Source organism: Micromonospora sp. NPDC049101, from assembly GCF_040648675.1.
Lineage (GTDB): Bacteria > Actinomycetota > Actinomycetes > Mycobacteriales > Micromonosporaceae > Micromonospora.
The window spans coordinates 318,423-333,106 of record NZ_JBEZED010000003.1 but is presented as its reverse complement, the minus strand read 5'-3'; the positions used below and the strand labels follow the sequence as shown (position 1 = coordinate 333,106).

Below are 14,684 nucleotides of genomic sequence, written 5' to 3'. Positions count from 1 at the left end.
CCATCCCCCTGTCGTGTTTCGCGCGTAAGGTATCGCAGCTGGGGCAGGCGTACAGGTGGCGCTCAGGTGGGGTCGTCCGTGGTGAGCGCGCGGGCGGTACGGCGGTGCGCGGCGGCTTCCTCGTCGCGGCCCAGAGCGGTGGCCAGGTCGGCGAGGTGTCCGGCCACCGGGCCGGCGGTGACCAGCCCGCTACCGGCGGCCAGTTCGGCGGCGGCCGGGCGGAGCGCGGCGAAGACGCGTTCCATGGTGGGCCGGTCGTCGACGGCGAGCGCCGCCCGAGCGGTGAGGCACAGCCGCACCTCCCGCAGCAGGTCGTGCGGCCCGTCCGGGAGGGCCCGCAGCGCCAGCAGATTGGCAGCCCGGTCGCCGGCGGCGGCGAGCAACAGTGGCCGGGCCCAGGGCTCGTGCGGGCCCCAGTCCAGCCGCGCCCAGTCCTCGTCGTCCGGCCCCGGAATCGGGCCCTGACGCCCGGGGACCGGCGGGGCCTCGCTGGCGGCGTCGGCCAGTCGCAGGCCGAGCAGGGCGAGCGGCAGCAGCCCCCGGGCCAGGCCCGGCATGGCGTCGGCGGGCAGGCGTTGCGCGGCGGCCCGGTACGCGGTCACCGCGGCGGCCCGGTCGCCGCCCAGCGCCAGGCGCAGTGCGGCGTACCAGCTGGTGAAGACCCCGACCAGCGGCAGCTCGTAGCGTTGCGCGAGACGGTCGGCGGCGTTGGCGTGCGCGTCCGCGCCGGCCCGGTCGGCTCGCGCACAGCAGGCCTGGACCAGGACGAGGCGACCCAGTACCTCGAAGGTCACCAACTGTTGCGGGGTGGCCAGGTCGACAAGCTCCGCGCCGATCCGGGCCCGCTCGTCGGCCAGCCCGACACGGTGGAAGGCGTGCATGAAACGCGCGTTGAGCGCGAACGCCAGCAGCCCGGGGTCCGCGACGGTCCGGGCGATCCGCTCGGCCTCGGCGGCGGCCCGGCGGCCACGGTCGCCGGTGCTGCCCCGCAGCTCCAGCGCGAGCGTGCTCAGCAGCCGGCTGCGTTGCGCCGAGCCGGTCGGGCCGAGACCGGTCAGGGCCTGCTCGGCAAGGTGCACGATCCGCTCGGAGAGTGCGTCGTCGTCGTTGCGGGTCCAGATGGCGGGCACCTCGAAACCGGCAAGCACCTCCGTGGTCAGCCGGGGGTCACCGACCGCCTCGGCGTCGGTGATCGCGGCGGCGCGGTACCGCCGCGCCTCGGCCAACCGGCCCGTCACCGCCAGCCCGCGCCCGAGGCCGAGCACCGCGCCGAGCCGCTCGCGCCGCTCGTTCTGCCCGGCCCGGTCGTACGCGTCGAGGACCTGCGCCCACAGCCGGGCCGCCTCGTGCGGGTTGCCGTCCCGTTCGGCCTGTTCGGCGGCGGTGCGGGCGTAGCCGACGGCGCGGTGGGCGGCCTCCCGTCCTCCGGCGTGCAGCAGGTGGTGGGCGAGCGCGCCCGGGTCGACGGGCTGCTGCCGCTGCATCGCCTCGGCCACGGCGCCGTGCCAGGCCGCCCGACGCGGCGCGGACAGGTCGGCGTAGAGCGTGTCGCGGACCAGGATGTGGGTGAACCGTAGCCGCCCCTCGGGCTCCTGCTCGGTCAGGAACCCGGCCTGCAATCCACGGTCCACGGCGTCCAGCAGTGCCGCCGGGTCGCCGGCCAGCGCGCCGAGCACCTCGGGGTCGAGGTCCCGACCGAGCACCGCCGCCTGCCGCAGGACGGTACGGGTCGGGGCGGGTAGCTGTGCGAGGCGGTGCCGGATCACGTCGCGCACCCCCGGTGGCACCGCCGCCAGCGCCGCCTGCCCCGCGCTCGCGGACAACTGGGCCAGCTCCCGGACGAAGAACGGGTTGCCGCCGCTGCGGTGGTGGATCAGTCGGACGGTGGGCGGGTCCAGCTCCGACCCCGCGACGGCACGTGCCAACTCGCCGGTCGCCTCGGCGGACAGCCCGCCGAGGTATTCCCGCACCGGTTCGAGGCCGGCCACGCGGGCCAGCGTGGCGGTCAGCTCCGGGCTGATCTCGGTGGCCCGGTAGGTGCCGAGGACCAGCACCGGGCCGGTGGTCGGCTGCGGGCCGGTGAGCAGGCCGGTGAGCAGGTCCAACGTGTCGCCGTCGGCACGGTGCAGGTCGTCCAGGACCAGCAGCAGGGGTGCCCGGTCGGCGACGGCGGAGACCAGCGCCGCCACCGCGCGGTGCCGACGGAACCGGGCCACGGCGGGATCACTCGGGCCGTCGGTCACCGCCGGCTCACCCGGCCCACCGGCCGCCAACCCGGCCGGCGCGGTGAGCGCGTCGGTGATCTGCGTCCAGGGCCAGGCGGCCGGTGCGCCGTCGTACTCGGGGCTGCGACCCCAGGCCGTGTTCCAGCCCTCGGCGACGAGCTGTCGGCTCAGCTCCTCGGCCAGGGCGGACTTGCCGGCGCCCGGGTCCCCGCTGAGCAGGGCGAGCGTTGGCCGACCCGCCCGGGTGGCGGCCTCGGCGGCGTCCCGCAGGCGCGCCAACTCCGGGTCCCGCCCGACGAACGGCCGCCCCGGCGGCGATTCCGACCCGGCACCTCGTACGGGCCCGGCCGCGACGGGGGTGGGGGTGAGGTGTGCCGCCTGGGCCAGGATGTCGGCCTCCAGCCGGCGCAGCTCGGGCCCCGGGTCCACCCCCAGCGCGGACACCACGGCGTCGCGGGCTTCCCGCAGCGCGGCCAGCGCGTCGCCCTGCCGGCCGGCGCGGTAACGGGCCAACGCGAGCAGCCGCCAGGCGTCCTCCCGCAGTGGATGGCCGGCGAGGTGGGCGGGCAGGTCGGCGGCGGCCTCGTCCGGCCGACCCAGGGCGAGCAGCGCCTCGGCCCGCCGTTCGACGGCGAGCATCCGCAGCTCGTCCAGCCGGTTGATCTCCGCGACGGCCCAGAGGTCGCCCGCGCAGTCCGCGTACGCGGGTCCGCGCCAGAGCCCGAGCGCCGTGTCCAGCGCGGTCAGGGCTGGGGCGGGCAGGTCGGCAGTCAGCAGTCGTCCCGCCTCGCCGACGGCCGTCTCGAAGCGTCCGGCGTCCACCGCGTCCGGGGCGGTCCGCAGCGCGTACCCCGGGGGTTCGGTGACCAGGAGGCGGGGTGGCTGCCGGGGCGGCCGGTCGGGCTCCAACGCCCGGCGCAGGTCGGCGACGAAGGTCCGGATCGCGCCCACCGCGCCGTCCGACGGGGTCTCCCACAGGTCGTCGACGAGGCGGTCCACCGGCACCACCCGGCCGTGGGCGATCAACAGCCGGGCCAGCACCAGTCGCTGCCGGTGCCCCCGCAGCGGGACCGGGCCGCTCTCGGTGGCGGCGGTCACCGGCCCGAGGACGCCGAACGTCACCCCCACCGGTGGCGTTCGCTGCCTGGTCATGACACCAATCTAGGCGGCGGTGCCGGCCGGCACTGATGCGGTGCTGACCGTCTGCTGATCACCTCCGGCCAGGCTCGACACCGTACGACGGCGACGGGTCACCGCCCGGGCCGGCCCTGCTCACCAGGAAGGTTCCCCGTGGAGCCGAGGATCAACGGATTCGACTACCAGCGTGTCACCGTCGCCGACGGCGTGACGCTCAGCGCCGCCGTGGGTGGCTCCGGGCCACCGGTCGTGCTGTTGCACGGTTTCCCGCAGACCCATCTCATCTGGCGGCACGTCGCCGCCGACCTGGCCGCCGACCACACGGTCATCTGCCCCGACCTGCGTGGCTACGGCGACAGCGACAAGCCGGTGGACGTGGACGGCACCGGGTACGCCAAGCGGACCATGGCCGCCGACGTGGTGGCACTGGCCGGTGCGCTCGGTCACGAGCGCTTCGTCCTGGCCGGGCACGACCGGGGCGCCCTTGTCGCGTTCCGCGCCGGCCTCGACCACCCGGCGGCGATCAGCCACCTCGCCCTGCTCGACGTGCTGCCCACCCTGGACATGTGGGACGTGCTGCACGGCGTCAACGCCGCGGTCGCCTTCCACCTGTACCTGATGGCACAGCCACCCGGCCTGCCCGAGGAGCTGATCGGCGGCAGCCCGGACGTGTTCTTCGGTCACTTCCTGGACGTCTGGACCCGCGACCCGGGGGCGCTGCCGCCCGAGGTGCGCGCCACCTACCTGCGCGCGTCCCGCGAGGCGATCACCTCGATCGTCGCCGACTACCGGGCGTCCGCCGGGATCGACGTCACCCACGACACCGCCGACCGGGCGGCGGGCAACCACCTGCGGATGCCGGTGACAGTGCTCCAGCAGGACTGGGGCGCGGCGCTCGGCTACGACGCGGCCGGGGTGTGGCGGGCCTGGGCCCCGGACCTCGACCACCAGACGGTGACCTGCGGGCACTTCATGGCGGAGGAGGCTCCCGCGACTGTGGTCGGGGCGCTGCGCGCCCTGCTTCAGCGGTGATCGGCCGCCGCTCGTCGGAGCGCCTGTCCGAGGACCGGTGACGGGTCGCCTCACCCGCCGTCCGGGGGGCGCAGCCGGCCGGCGAGTTCCCGCAGCGCCGCCCGGAACGCGGGCTCCGACTCGTCCGGGTGGTGCCCGCGTACCGGGGGCGGTCGACGCTCCCCCGGTGCCGGCAGCAGGCCGCGCGGGTCCCGCAGCCGCCGGTCGACCCCGCTGGCCGGGTCGGCGGCGTCCGGCGGCGGATCACCGGGCCGGTGCGCGGCGAAAATCCAACCACCGACCGGGTCCGTGTCCCGCCACAGGTTGAGCCACCGCCACCCGACCCGCTCCCCCACCTCGCGCAGCACCCCCCGATTGAGGTACGCCGGAAAGAGCCGGGCGTAGAGGCGGTCCAGCGGTGAGCCGTAGGTGAGCAGCGCGACCCGTCGGCGGGTGTGCGGAGGCAGCCGCAGCACCGCGAGGGCCAGCAACGCCGAGCCGTGGCTGTGCCCGCACAGCACCACCCCGGCGTGCCGCTCGGTCAGTTGGGTGATCCGGTCGGCCAGCTCCGGCACCGCGCGGTCGGCGTAGCTCGGCGGTGCGAACGGGTGCGCGGCGCGGGGCCAGAAGGTGCCGAGGTCCCACAGGATGCCGACGTGCCGGCGGAACCACGCCGTCCGGTACGCGAACACACCACCCGAGAGCAGGACCAGGACCACGGCGGCGACGATGTAGGTGCCCGCCGCGAGTGCCATCCCGACGAACCCGGCCGGCAGCCCGAGGAACCGCCACGTCAGGTCCTCCGGTCCGCGCCCGGTCGCCCCGAGCAGGCTCGTGGCCAGCCCGATCACCGCGAGCGCCGCGTACGTGGTGGCCAGCACGCCCAGCCACTCGGTGAACCGGGCACGGGCGACGGCCTTCGTGGCGAGCCGCAGCCGCCCGGTCGCCTCCGGCGGCACGACGGGAAAGTCGCGGGCGGTGATGTCCGCCGCCGCACGGCACCGGCGACGCCGCGACCGGAGGGTGATCGCGGCGCACGCCAGCACCGCCGCCACCACGTGCAGGAACACCGCGAGGATCGTCCAGCGGTACGGCAGAGGCGGCCCACCGTCACCGCGGAAGCCGCCGAGCAGATCCCCCGCCTGATAGACGAGACCGGCGGAGAACGCACCGGCCAGGCCGACGGCGATGGCCGCGATGACAGTCGCGCCCAGTCCGCCCGGCAGCCCGGACCGGGCCCGGGCGCGACCGTGGCGCCACAGCACCAGCCCGCTGAGCAGCACCAGCAGTGTCATCTGGCCGAGCAACGCCCCGCCCGCGATCGCGCCGTAGCCGGGGAGCCCGGCCGACGACGGCCAGTCCCGCCCGTCGCCCGCGACGGCGACGAGGGTCGACACGCTCAGAGCGACCGCCACCACGCCCACCGCGCGGGCGAACCAGGTCGACATCCCCGCGGTCGACGCACGGTCGATCAGGCCGGGCGCGGCGAGCAGACCGACGCAGACCAGCAGGACCGCCGCACTGAGCGTCCACAGCAGCGTCGTCGCGGGCGTCGCGCCGCCGGCGCGACGGGCGGTGAGCAACAGGAGATCGAGTACGGCGAAAGCGGCGGCGACGTGGATCGCCCGTAGCCGCGCCACCAGCGGCTCCACCGCCCACAGTGGGTTGCCGGCCGGGCGGGACCGGCGGGTCCCGAGCAGCCGCAGGAGCACGATCGCGGCGATCGGCAGCAGCGTCAGCACGGCCAACCGCTGCCCCACGGGCCGATCGTCGAGCCCGGCGAGCGTGTCGAAGGGCGCACGGCAACGGGCCGCGCCGAGACACCGCCAGGCGAGCAGGTCGAGGGCGACCCCGGCGATGGACACCACGTACACCACTGTGAGGTTGAGCGCGAGGAGCCGGCACAGGATGGTGACCCCGGCGGCGCGGCGGCCGGCGGGCCGCATCCACACCGCCAGGTTGCTGAGCATGAACGGCAGCAGGAAGACCATGGACAGGGTCCGGGCAACGGTGCCCGAGGGCAGGTCGGCCCAGCGGTACGCCTCGAGCGTCAGCCCGTCCGGGTCGGTGTCGTCCGACCCGGCGCGGCGGTGGAATCCGCCGCTGTCGTCGCCGGCGACCTGCCGCACCCTCGCCTCGTGCAGGACGGCCGAGGGTCGTGCCCCCGACACGCCGTGCACCCGCAACTCGACCACGTCGCCGCGGCGCGGGTGGTCGCCGTGCTGCGGTGGCCTGCGCGGCATCGGGCGGCTACCCGTGTCGTCGCTGGTCGGGCGCGTCGCTCGCGCCGTCCGGTGGCGCCGGCCGCCACATTCCGGGCATCGCGTCGACCACGACGATCAGCAGCAACACCCCGGCGACGACGGCGCTGCCGGCCAGGTGCGGAAGCCGCATGGTCGCCGCCCCGAACAGGATGATGGCCGGCACCCCGATCAGGCGGGCCCAGGGCAGGCTGGTGTCGACCACCGCCGAGAGCAGGATCCGGGCGGTCAGGAACAGCGCCGGGCCGAGAACGCCCACGGCCAACTGTCCCGCGTCGCGGTAGCCCGGATCCTCGATCGTCAGCTCCATCGCGACGCTTGTGGCCAGGACCCCGGCGATCATGACGACGTGCAGGTAGCCGGCCAGGAGGGCCAGTTTGCTGCCGGGCGGGCCGGCCGCCACGATGGTGGCGCCCAGTCGCGTGCCCGCCGGCACCAGGTAGAGCCGGGCGAGGGCCACCGCCGTCACGAACGCCAGGGCGAAGGCCAGGGTGCTCTCCCGGTTCATCCCGGAGCCGCTGTAGGCGATGCCGGAGAACAGGATCAGCTCGCCCAGCGCGATGATGAAGATCTGTTGGTAGCGCTCGGAGAGGTGCTCACCGTTCACCTGAAGGTCCGGCCAGGAGCTGCGCCCGAGCCACGGGAACGGCCAGCGCAGCCGGGCGAGGGAGTATTCCAGCACCAGGGCGAGCGCCCAGAGCGCCTCCCGGGCCGGGGCGACGAGCGCCCCGACCACCCACAGCACGCCGGAGATCGCGAACCAGATCGCCACCCGCAGGCTCCGCAGTTGCAGCGGGTGCCCGCGCAGCGCCGGGATCAGCAGCGCGCCTCGACCAAGGTGGATGGCCACGTAGGCGCCGGCGAACAACCCGGCGTGCGAGTCGAACGCGGTGGGCACGGCGGCGGCCATCAGCAGGCCGCCGAACATCACCCAGAGCAGGAGTACGACGATCAGCGGCGCGCGCGGGTCGAACCAGTCCGCCGACCAGGCGGTCACGAACCACACCCACCACAGCGCCGCCAGCAGCACCAGCACCTGGAAACCGCCGGTGAGGCTGTGGTCGTCCAGCAGTGCCCGGGACAGCCGGGTCAGCGCGAAGATGAAGGCCAGGTCGAAGAAGAGCTCCAGGAACGACGTCCGACGGGGGTTCTCCCGCTTCTGGAGCAGCCGCTCGGGGAGCCAGCTCGCCATCGCCCCCCTTTCTCGACACCACCTGCCGCCACAGTCGTACCACCCGGGCGACCGGGCTCGGGCCGGTTCCGCCAGGCCCGGCGGCTTCGACCGGCGGGCGCGGGTTCCCGTTCTTCCCGTTGGTGGCCGCGCGGCCGGTGGGCCGCTCCTACGATGGGCTGGTGAGCACGGCCGGTCCGCTCGGCGAGTACCTGCGTGCCCGGCGCGAGCTGATCGGGCCGGGCGACGTCGGTCTGCCCGCGCACGACTGTTCCCGGTCGCGGCGCGGCGTCAGACGCGCCGAGCGGGAATGGTCGCACGGCCGTCGGCGGGTGCCCGGCCTGCGGCTCAACCAGGCCGGCTAGCGGTCGACCGTTCGGCCACCACCACCGAGATCCCGTCGAGCACGCGTTGCAGGCCGAACTCGAAGGCGTACTCCGGGGCGTAGGGGGCACCGTGCTGCTGGCCGGCCGCCGTGCCGACCCGGGAGGCGGTCGGGTAGGCCCCGGGCGTCAGGAACGTCTCCAGCCAGGGCGCGTGCGACTGCCACCACTGGCCCTCGGTCATGCCGGTCTCCCGTTCCAGGTCGACCACCTCGGACGCGGCGCGGGCGGAACTCTTCACGTGCCCGAGGACGAGCGTGAGCACCGCGTCCATCTCGACGTCGGTGAGCCCGAGGTCGGCGACGGCGCCCAGCTCGTAGTCGTACTTGGCCAGCAGGTGCGGACCGAGCACGGGTCGGGTCGTCTCGGCCCGGAGCATCCACGGGTGCCGCTGGTAGAGCGCGAGGTTGTCGCGGGCGATCCGCTCCAGCCGAGCCCGCCAGTCGCCCTCGACGGCGGGGCGCGGCATCTCGCCGTACGCGGTGTCGATCATGACGGCGACGAGTTCGGCCTTGCCGGGCACGTAGGTGTAGACCGACATCGTGCCGACACCCAACGCCTCGCCGACCCGGCGCATGGTCAGCGCGTCGAGGCCCTCGGCGTCGGCGACGTCGATCGCGGCCCGCACGATCCGGTCGACGCTGAGCCCCGGCCCGGCGCTGCGGCTGGTCGGCTCCCGGGTGCGCCACAGGATGGCCAGGCTGCGGGCCGGGTCCGCGGTCGCCTTGCGCTCACTCGCCATGGTGCGGCCATCCTAACAACGCGGGCGTACGGCGTACGTCGCCCGCCGGCCCGCGCGGTCAGACCTCCTCGCGGTCGTCGGAGAGCGTCGGGCCGGCGGCGGCGGGCACCAGGTGGCTCACCTCCGGTTCCGCGTCGGTCAGCTCCCGGGCCCGCTGCTCGGCCGCACGGTCCTCGCCCGTCAACCGGCCGCCGTGCTGGCGCAGGTGCTCGTCCCACGACGGCACCAGGTACACCTCGACGAACCGGTCCGTCGTCTCGGCCGGCCGGAACAGCCCCCAGCGCATCGCGCCGGTCCGCTGCCGTGCCCCGCGCACCAGGTCCATCGCCGCCAGGAACGACCGGGTCCGCTCCGGCCGGACGGTGTACTGCACCGTGACCAACACCGGCCCCACCCCCGGGTCCGGCTCGTGCGCCAGGTGCAGTTGCGGCCAGTAGGCCGCCGGTTCCCGGTTCACCGACCGCAGGTCCGGCAACGGCCAGATCCGACTCGTCGCGGTGCCGACAAGCATCAGCGCCGCCGCCGCGAGATAGGCGAGGAGCAGCCCGGCCATCTCGGCCACCAACCCCCAGACCAGCGCACCGGCCGCCTGCCCGCCGGCGAAACACACCTGGTAGACGGCCAGGCCCCGGGCCCGCACCCAGCTGGGCAGGAAGAGCTGCATCTCGGCGTTGACGTTGGCCAGCACCGTCACCCAGGCCATCCCGGCGGGCAACAGGGCGAGAAGCACCAGGGGTACGACCCGCACGGTGCCGACCACCGTCAACGCCACGGTGAACAGCGCCCCGGCGATCAGCAGGAGCTGGTTGGCCGACAGCCGGGTGCGGATCACGGCCAGCAGCACACCGCCGGCGATGGCGCCCACGCCGAGGGCCGCCAGCAGCAGCCCGTAGCCGCCGGAGCCCAGCCCCAGCCGCCGGGCGGCCACCAGCGGCAGCAACGCCCACAGCGCGCTGGCCGGGACCACGAAGACCAGCGCCCGGCGCAACAGCCGGCGGACGGTCGGCGAGTGGCGTACGTACCGGCTGCCGGCACGCAACGCGGCGGTGAACCGCTCGGGCACCTCGACCGCGCGGGCGTTGCCGGGCCGCCAGCGCCACAGCGCGTAGGTGAAGACGGCGAACGCGACGGCGTTGAAGCCGAAGACCGGGGCGACGCCGGTGCGGGCGATCAGTACGCCGGCCACCGCCGGCCCGACCGCCCGGGCCACGTTCACGCTTATCGAGCCGAGCGCGGACGCCGACCGTAGCTGGTCGGGCGGCACCAGCTCCGGGATCACCGCCGCCCAGGCCGGCAGGGTGAGCGCTTGCCCGACCCCGAACGCGAAGGTGAGGGTGAGCAGCAGCGCCGGCGGCATCCGGTTGGTCTGGGTGAGCAGCGTCAACGCCACCGCCACCGCGACCAGGAACAACTGCACGGCGATCAGCAGGTGCCGGCGGTCGAAGTTGTCGGCCAACACTCCGGCGGGCAACGCCAGCAGCAGCACCGGCAGCAGGCTCGCGGTCTGGACCAGCGCGACCAGGGTGGAGGCGTGGGAGTGGTGGATCAGCAGCCACTGCGCACCGACCGTCTGCATCCAGGTGCCGATGTTGGCGACGAGCAGGGCCAGCCACAGGTTGCGGTAGACCGCGGTCCGCAGGGGCGCCCACGCCGAGGCCGGACGGTCGTCGGGTCCGGCTGCGGCCGTCACCACCGCCCGTCCGCGCGCAGCACGCGCTCACCGGAGACGTAGAGGTCGTCGGGTTCGAGCAGCAGGAGCCGGACGACCTCGGTAGCGACCTGTTCCGGCATGGCGTACACCTCGTCCAGGAACTCGGCACCCACCCGTTCCTGCAACCGCGTCGGCATCGGCCCGGGATGCAGCTGCATCACCTTGATCCGGTTGCTGTGCTGCGCCTCGGCCAACGAGTCGACAAGGCTGCTGCCGTAGCTCTTGGTGGCCCGGTAGACGGGGATGCCGGGCCGGGGGGCCGCCAGCGCCAGCGCGCCGATGTACACCACGTTCCCGTGGCCCTGCCGGTGCAGGTGCCCCACCACCTCCCGCAGCAGGTACGTGAGGCCCAGAACGTTGACCTCCACGGCCCGGCGGATGTGCTCCACCGACAGGTCCGCCAGCTCACCGCCCGCCCACATCGAGGCGCAGGCCGCCACCCCGTCGATCGTGCCGTGGCGCCGCACCACCTCGGCGAAGCCCGCCCGGACCTGCTCGTCGGAGGAGACGTCGCAGACCGCGCCGTCGCACCCCAGCTCGTCGGCCGTGGCCGTGGCCGCGACCTCGGCCGGCTCGTTGCCGAACACCACGACCTGGTGCTCGTCGACCAACTGCCGGGCCACCGCGAGGCCGAGCCCGCTGGTACCGCCGACCACCACGAACGTTCTGGCACCCATGTCTCTCCAGCCGCCGTCCGGACAGGTCACGCGCGCCGCGTTCTTCCCGTTTCCAGACCCCGCACACCCGATCGGCCGGTAGTGCTGGACCTACCCCGAAAAGTGGATCTGGACGGCTGGGGCGCCCGGTCGTCCCCGATTAGCGTCTGCGGCATGACCCCGGAATCCCCAACTCGGCTGGCCGAGGCGCTGCGTCGCCGCGACTGGCTGATCTCCGTCTGGCCCTGGCGGGCACTCGCCTACGCGATCAGCACCGTGCCGATCGCGGGCCTGCTCGCCATCGGGCTGCTCATCGTCGGCGCACCGCTGCTGGCCGCCGCCAACGGGCTGCTGCTGGACGGTCGGCCGCCCGGCGTCGCGCTCCTGCTGTTCCTGGCGGTCAGCAGCCTCGGCCTGCTGGCGCTGGCGCCGATCGTGAGCTACCCGGTGGCCGTCATCGAGCGGTGGCGGCTCCGGCTCGTGGACAACCGTCCGCTGCCCGCGCCGTCGTGGCCGGGTCTGGTCGCCCGCTACCGCAGCGCCGGCGCCTGGCGGGAGGTGGTCTACCTGTTCTGCCTGGGCGGGTTCGTGCCGGTCGTGTACTGGGTGTTCCTACTGCTGGTGCTGCTCGACCTCGGGATGATCACCAGCCCCTGGCTGGCCGGCGACGCCGAGCCGGTCGTCATCTGGCAGCCGATCGAGTCCACCGGCGAAGCCATCCCGTACGCCATCGTGGCGGTGCTGCTCCTGCCGGTCTTCTGTTACGCGGCCGGTCTGGTCGCCGCCGCACAGGCGGAGGTGACCCGCTGGGCACTGGCCTGGCCGGTCGACGCGGTGGCACTGCGCGAGGTCGCCCGTTCGCGTACCCGGCTGGTCGGCGCGTACGAGGCGGAACGGCGCCGGATCGAACGGGACCTGCACGACGGCGCACAGCCACGGCTGACCAGTCTCACCCTTCAGCTGGGCCTGGCCCAGTTGGACGTACCCGAGGACTCCCCCGCCGCCCGACCCCTCGCCGTGGCACACGACCAGGCGCGGGGCCTGATGGTGATGTTGCGGCAGTTGGTGCACGGCATCCGCCCGCAGAGCCTCACCGACCTCGGTCTGGCCGGTGCCGCCAGCGAGCTGGCCGACGTCGCCACCATCCCGGTCACCGTGCACGCCGACCTGCGTGGCGAGCTGCCGGAAATCGTGGAGACGACCGCCTACTTCGTGGTGTCCGAGGCACTGAGCAACGTCGCCCGACACGCCCGGGCGACCCACGCCGAGGTACGCCTCACCCGGGTCGACGGGGACCTCGTCGTCGAGGTGTCCGACAACGGGCGTGGCGGTGCCGACCCCACCCGGGGGACCGGCCTGACCGGTCTCGCCGACCGGGTCGCCGCCGTGGACGGCCGGCTGCTGCTGTCCAGCCCGCCCGGCGGGCCTACCCTGGTCCGGGTGGAGCTGCCGTGCCGTCGATGACCCGCGTGGTGCTCGCCGAGGACGAGGTGCTGCTGCGGGAGGGCCTGGTCGCGCTGCTGACCCGCTTCGAGTTCACGGTGTGCGCCGCCGTCGGCTCCGCACCCGAGCTACTGGCCGCCGCCCGCGAGCACACACCGGACCTGGTGCTGACCGACATCCGGATGCCGCCGGGCCGCCGCGACGACGGGCTCCGCGCGGCCGTCGCGTTACGCGCCGAGCGGCCCCACCTGCCGGTGGTGGTGCTCAGCCAGTACGTGCAGACCGGGTACGCGGCGGCGCTGCTGGACAGCGGCGACGGTCAACGGGTCGGCTACCTGCTCAAGGACCGGGTGGCCGAGGTCACCGAGTTCGTCGACACGCTGCGCCGGGTCACGGCGGGCGGCACCGCCATCGACCCGGACGTGGTGCGGCAACTGCTGCACCGCCCGCGCGATCCGCTGGCCGCGCTCTCCGGCCGCGAACGCGAGGTGCTGGCGCTGCTGGCCGAGGGCCGGTCGAACGCCTCGATCGCCGGTCGACTGCACGTCACCGAGGCGGCGGTCGGCAAGCACGTCGGCAACATCCTGCTGAAGCTCGACCTGCCGCCCAGCGACGACACCAACCGCCGGGTGCTCGCGGTGCTCACCTACCTGCGCAGCGACCCGGTGGGCTGACCAGCACCGGGCCGAGATCGGGGCGTAGATTCGGCAGGCGGTGCCGCCGCCGGCGAAGGGCGCGGACCGGCGAGACGGGGGTACGGCATGGCGGAGGCGCTGCGGGTTGGTCTGCTGGGGTATGGGCTGGCGGGTCGGGTGTTCCACGCCCCGCTGATCGCCGCGACCCCGGGGCTGCGGCTCGACGCGATCGTGACCCGCGATCCGCAGCGACGCGAGCAGGCCCGACAGCACTTCCCGGACGCCCGCCTGGTCGACGACGCCGACGAGCTGTGGCGTACCCCGGACGCTCTGGACCTGGTCGTGGTGGCGACGCCGAACCGGCAGCACGTGCCGATGGCCCGCGCGGCCCTCGCCGCCGGGCTGCCGGTCGTCGTCGACAAGCCCCTCTCCCCGACCGGCGCCGAGGGCCGCGCGCTGATCGGCGAGGCGACCGAGCGTGGGGTGCCGCTGACGGTCTTCCAGAACCGGCGCTGGGATGGCGACTTCCTCACCGCCCGCCGGCTGGTGGAGCAGGGCGAGTTGGGGCGCGTGCTGCGCTTCGAGTCCCGGTTCGAGCGGTTCCGTCCGTCCATCAAGCCGGGCTGGCGGGAGCTTGCCGGTCCGGAGGAGGCCGGCGGCGCCCTCTTCGACCTCGGCGCCCACCTCGTCGACCAGGCGGTGCAGCTGTTCGGCCGGGTCGACCGCGTCTACGCGGAGGTGGACCGCCGCCGTGCGGGTGCGGCGGTCGACGACGACGCCTTCGTGGCGTTGACCCACGCCAACGGGGTGCACTCGCACCTGTGGATGGGCGCGGTGACCGCCCAGCTCGGGCCCCGACTGCGGGTGCTGGGCGACCGGGCCGGCTACACGACGTACGGCCTCGACGTGCAGGAGGCGGCGCTGCACGAGGGCGGCCGACCGGGCCAGCCGGGTTGGGGCGAGGTCCCGCCGGAGCGCTACGGCATGCTCGGCGTCGACGGTGACCTGCGGCCGGTGCCGACCGAGCCCGGCGCGTACCAGAGCTTCTACGCGCAGGTCGCGACGGCCCTGCGCGACGGCACGCCGATGCCGGTGGACCCTCGGGACTCGGTCGCCACGGTCGAGCTGATCGAGCTGGCGCACCGGTCGGCGGCCGAAGGAGCGGTGCTGCCGGTCCCGACCGCCTGACCGACGCCGGCTGTGCCGCGACCGGGCTCTGCCCGTCGCTCCGGCTCCGCCGTGGCCGGGCAGGCTCGTTGTTCCGGTTCTGCCGTGGCCGGGCAGGCTCGTTGTTCCGGTTCTGCCGTGG

At 74.7% G+C, this 14,684-nt stretch carries 11 protein-coding genes; 5 read left to right on the top strand and 6 right to left on the bottom strand.

Translation table 11 applies throughout. The annotated features are described in order from the left end of the window. Positions 1-62: 62 nt before the first annotated feature. Positions 63-3,377, bottom strand: coding sequence for a BTAD domain-containing putative transcriptional regulator (locus AB0B57_RS05670; protein ID WP_357065422.1), 3,315 nt, complete (start codon positions 3,375-3,377; stop codon positions 63-65). 138 nt (positions 3,378-3,515) lie between these two features. Here AB0B57_RS05670 and AB0B57_RS05665 point away from each other — a divergent pair, with 138 nt between their 5' ends. After that, a complete protein-coding gene (locus tag AB0B57_RS05665) occupies positions 3,516-4,394 on the top strand; it encodes an alpha/beta hydrolase (protein ID WP_357065420.1) in 879 nt (292 codons plus the stop codon). A gap of 50 nt (positions 4,395-4,444) precedes the next feature. Here the strand turns inward: AB0B57_RS05665 and AB0B57_RS05660 are convergent, their stop codons facing one another. Both AB0B57_RS05660 and AB0B57_RS05655 read right to left on the bottom strand, forming a co-directional pair. Further along, positions 4,445-6,616 carry a hypothetical protein gene (locus AB0B57_RS05660; protein WP_357065419.1) on the bottom strand — a complete coding sequence of 724 codons (2,172 nt, stop codon included), beginning with the start codon at positions 6,614-6,616 and terminating at the stop codon, positions 4,445-4,447. A gap of 7 nt (positions 6,617-6,623) precedes the next feature. After that, positions 6,624-7,826, bottom strand: coding sequence for a low temperature requirement protein A (locus AB0B57_RS05655; RefSeq protein ID WP_357065417.1), 1,203 nt, complete (start codon positions 7,824-7,826; stop codon positions 6,624-6,626). Between the two features lie 161 nt (positions 7,827-7,987). On the opposite strand from AB0B57_RS05655, the gene AB0B57_RS05650 reads away from it, so the two are divergent. After that, complete coding sequence (locus AB0B57_RS05650; RefSeq protein WP_357065415.1) at positions 7,988-8,170, top strand: hypothetical protein; 183 nt, start codon at positions 7,988-7,990, stop codon at positions 8,168-8,170. On the opposite strand, the gene AB0B57_RS05645 is transcribed toward AB0B57_RS05650, so the two are convergent. From AB0B57_RS05645 to AB0B57_RS05635, 3 genes are read right to left on the bottom strand one after another with little or no spacing between them, the layout of a single operon-like run. Next, positions 8,154-8,930: a TetR/AcrR family transcriptional regulator gene (locus AB0B57_RS05645; RefSeq protein ID WP_357065414.1), complete on the bottom strand. Its 777-nt coding sequence runs from the start codon at positions 8,928-8,930 to the stop codon at positions 8,154-8,156. The two genes, AB0B57_RS05650 and AB0B57_RS05645, sit on opposite strands and share 17 nt — an antisense overlap. A gap of 58 nt (positions 8,931-8,988) precedes the next feature. Continuing rightward, positions 8,989-10,623, bottom strand: coding sequence for an MFS transporter (locus AB0B57_RS05640; protein WP_357065412.1), 1,635 nt, complete (start codon positions 10,621-10,623; stop codon positions 8,989-8,991). Beyond that, positions 10,617-11,318, bottom strand: a complete 702-nt coding sequence (locus tag AB0B57_RS05635) for an SDR family oxidoreductase (RefSeq protein ID WP_357065410.1) — start codon at positions 11,316-11,318, stop codon at positions 10,617-10,619. Before AB0B57_RS05635 ends, AB0B57_RS05640 begins: the two co-directional genes overlap by 7 nt. Before the next feature lie 153 nt (positions 11,319-11,471). On the opposite strand from AB0B57_RS05635, the gene AB0B57_RS05630 reads away from it, so the two are divergent. From AB0B57_RS05630 to AB0B57_RS05620, 3 genes are all read left to right on the top strand, one after another. Further along, positions 11,472-12,761 carry a histidine kinase gene (locus AB0B57_RS05630; RefSeq protein ID WP_357065408.1) on the top strand — a complete coding sequence of 430 codons (1,290 nt, stop codon included), beginning with the start codon at positions 11,472-11,474 and terminating at the stop codon, positions 12,759-12,761. Continuing rightward, positions 12,749-13,414 (top strand): response regulator transcription factor, encoded by a 666-nt coding sequence (locus AB0B57_RS05625; protein ID WP_357065406.1) that lies wholly within the window; start codon positions 12,749-12,751, stop codon positions 13,412-13,414. The genes AB0B57_RS05630 and AB0B57_RS05625 overlap by 13 nt, the downstream gene beginning before the upstream one ends. An 87-nt stretch (positions 13,415-13,501) precedes the next feature. After that, positions 13,502-14,563: a Gfo/Idh/MocA family oxidoreductase gene (locus AB0B57_RS05620; RefSeq protein ID WP_357065404.1), complete on the top strand. Its 1,062-nt coding sequence runs from the start codon at positions 13,502-13,504 to the stop codon at positions 14,561-14,563. Positions 14,564-14,684 lie beyond the last annotated feature (121 nt).

Bases quoted from the DNA above. Each gene is read 5' to 3' on its own strand.
- AB0B57_RS05670 (WP_357065422.1), bottom strand. From the start codon at position 3,377: ATGACCAGGCAGCGAACGCCACCGGTGGGGGTGACGTTCGGCGTCCTC.
- AB0B57_RS05660 (WP_357065419.1), bottom strand. From the start codon at position 6,616: ATGCCGCGCAGGCCACCGCAGCACGGCGACCACCCGCGCCGCGGCGAC.
- AB0B57_RS05655 (WP_357065417.1), bottom strand. From the start codon at position 7,826: ATGGCGAGCTGGCTCCCCGAGCGGCTGCTCCAGAAGCGGGAGAACCCC.
- AB0B57_RS05645 (WP_357065414.1), bottom strand. From the start codon at position 8,930: ATGGCGAGTGAGCGCAAGGCGACCGCGGACCCGGCCCGCAGCCTGGCC.
- AB0B57_RS05635 (WP_357065410.1), bottom strand. From the start codon at position 11,318: ATGGGTGCCAGAACGTTCGTGGTGGTCGGCGGTACCAGCGGGCTCGGC.
- AB0B57_RS05630 (WP_357065408.1), top strand. From the start codon at position 11,472: ATGACCCCGGAATCCCCAACTCGGCTGGCCGAGGCGCTGCGTCGCCGC.
- AB0B57_RS05620 (WP_357065404.1), top strand. From the start codon at position 13,502: ATGGCGGAGGCGCTGCGGGTTGGTCTGCTGGGGTATGGGCTGGCGGGT.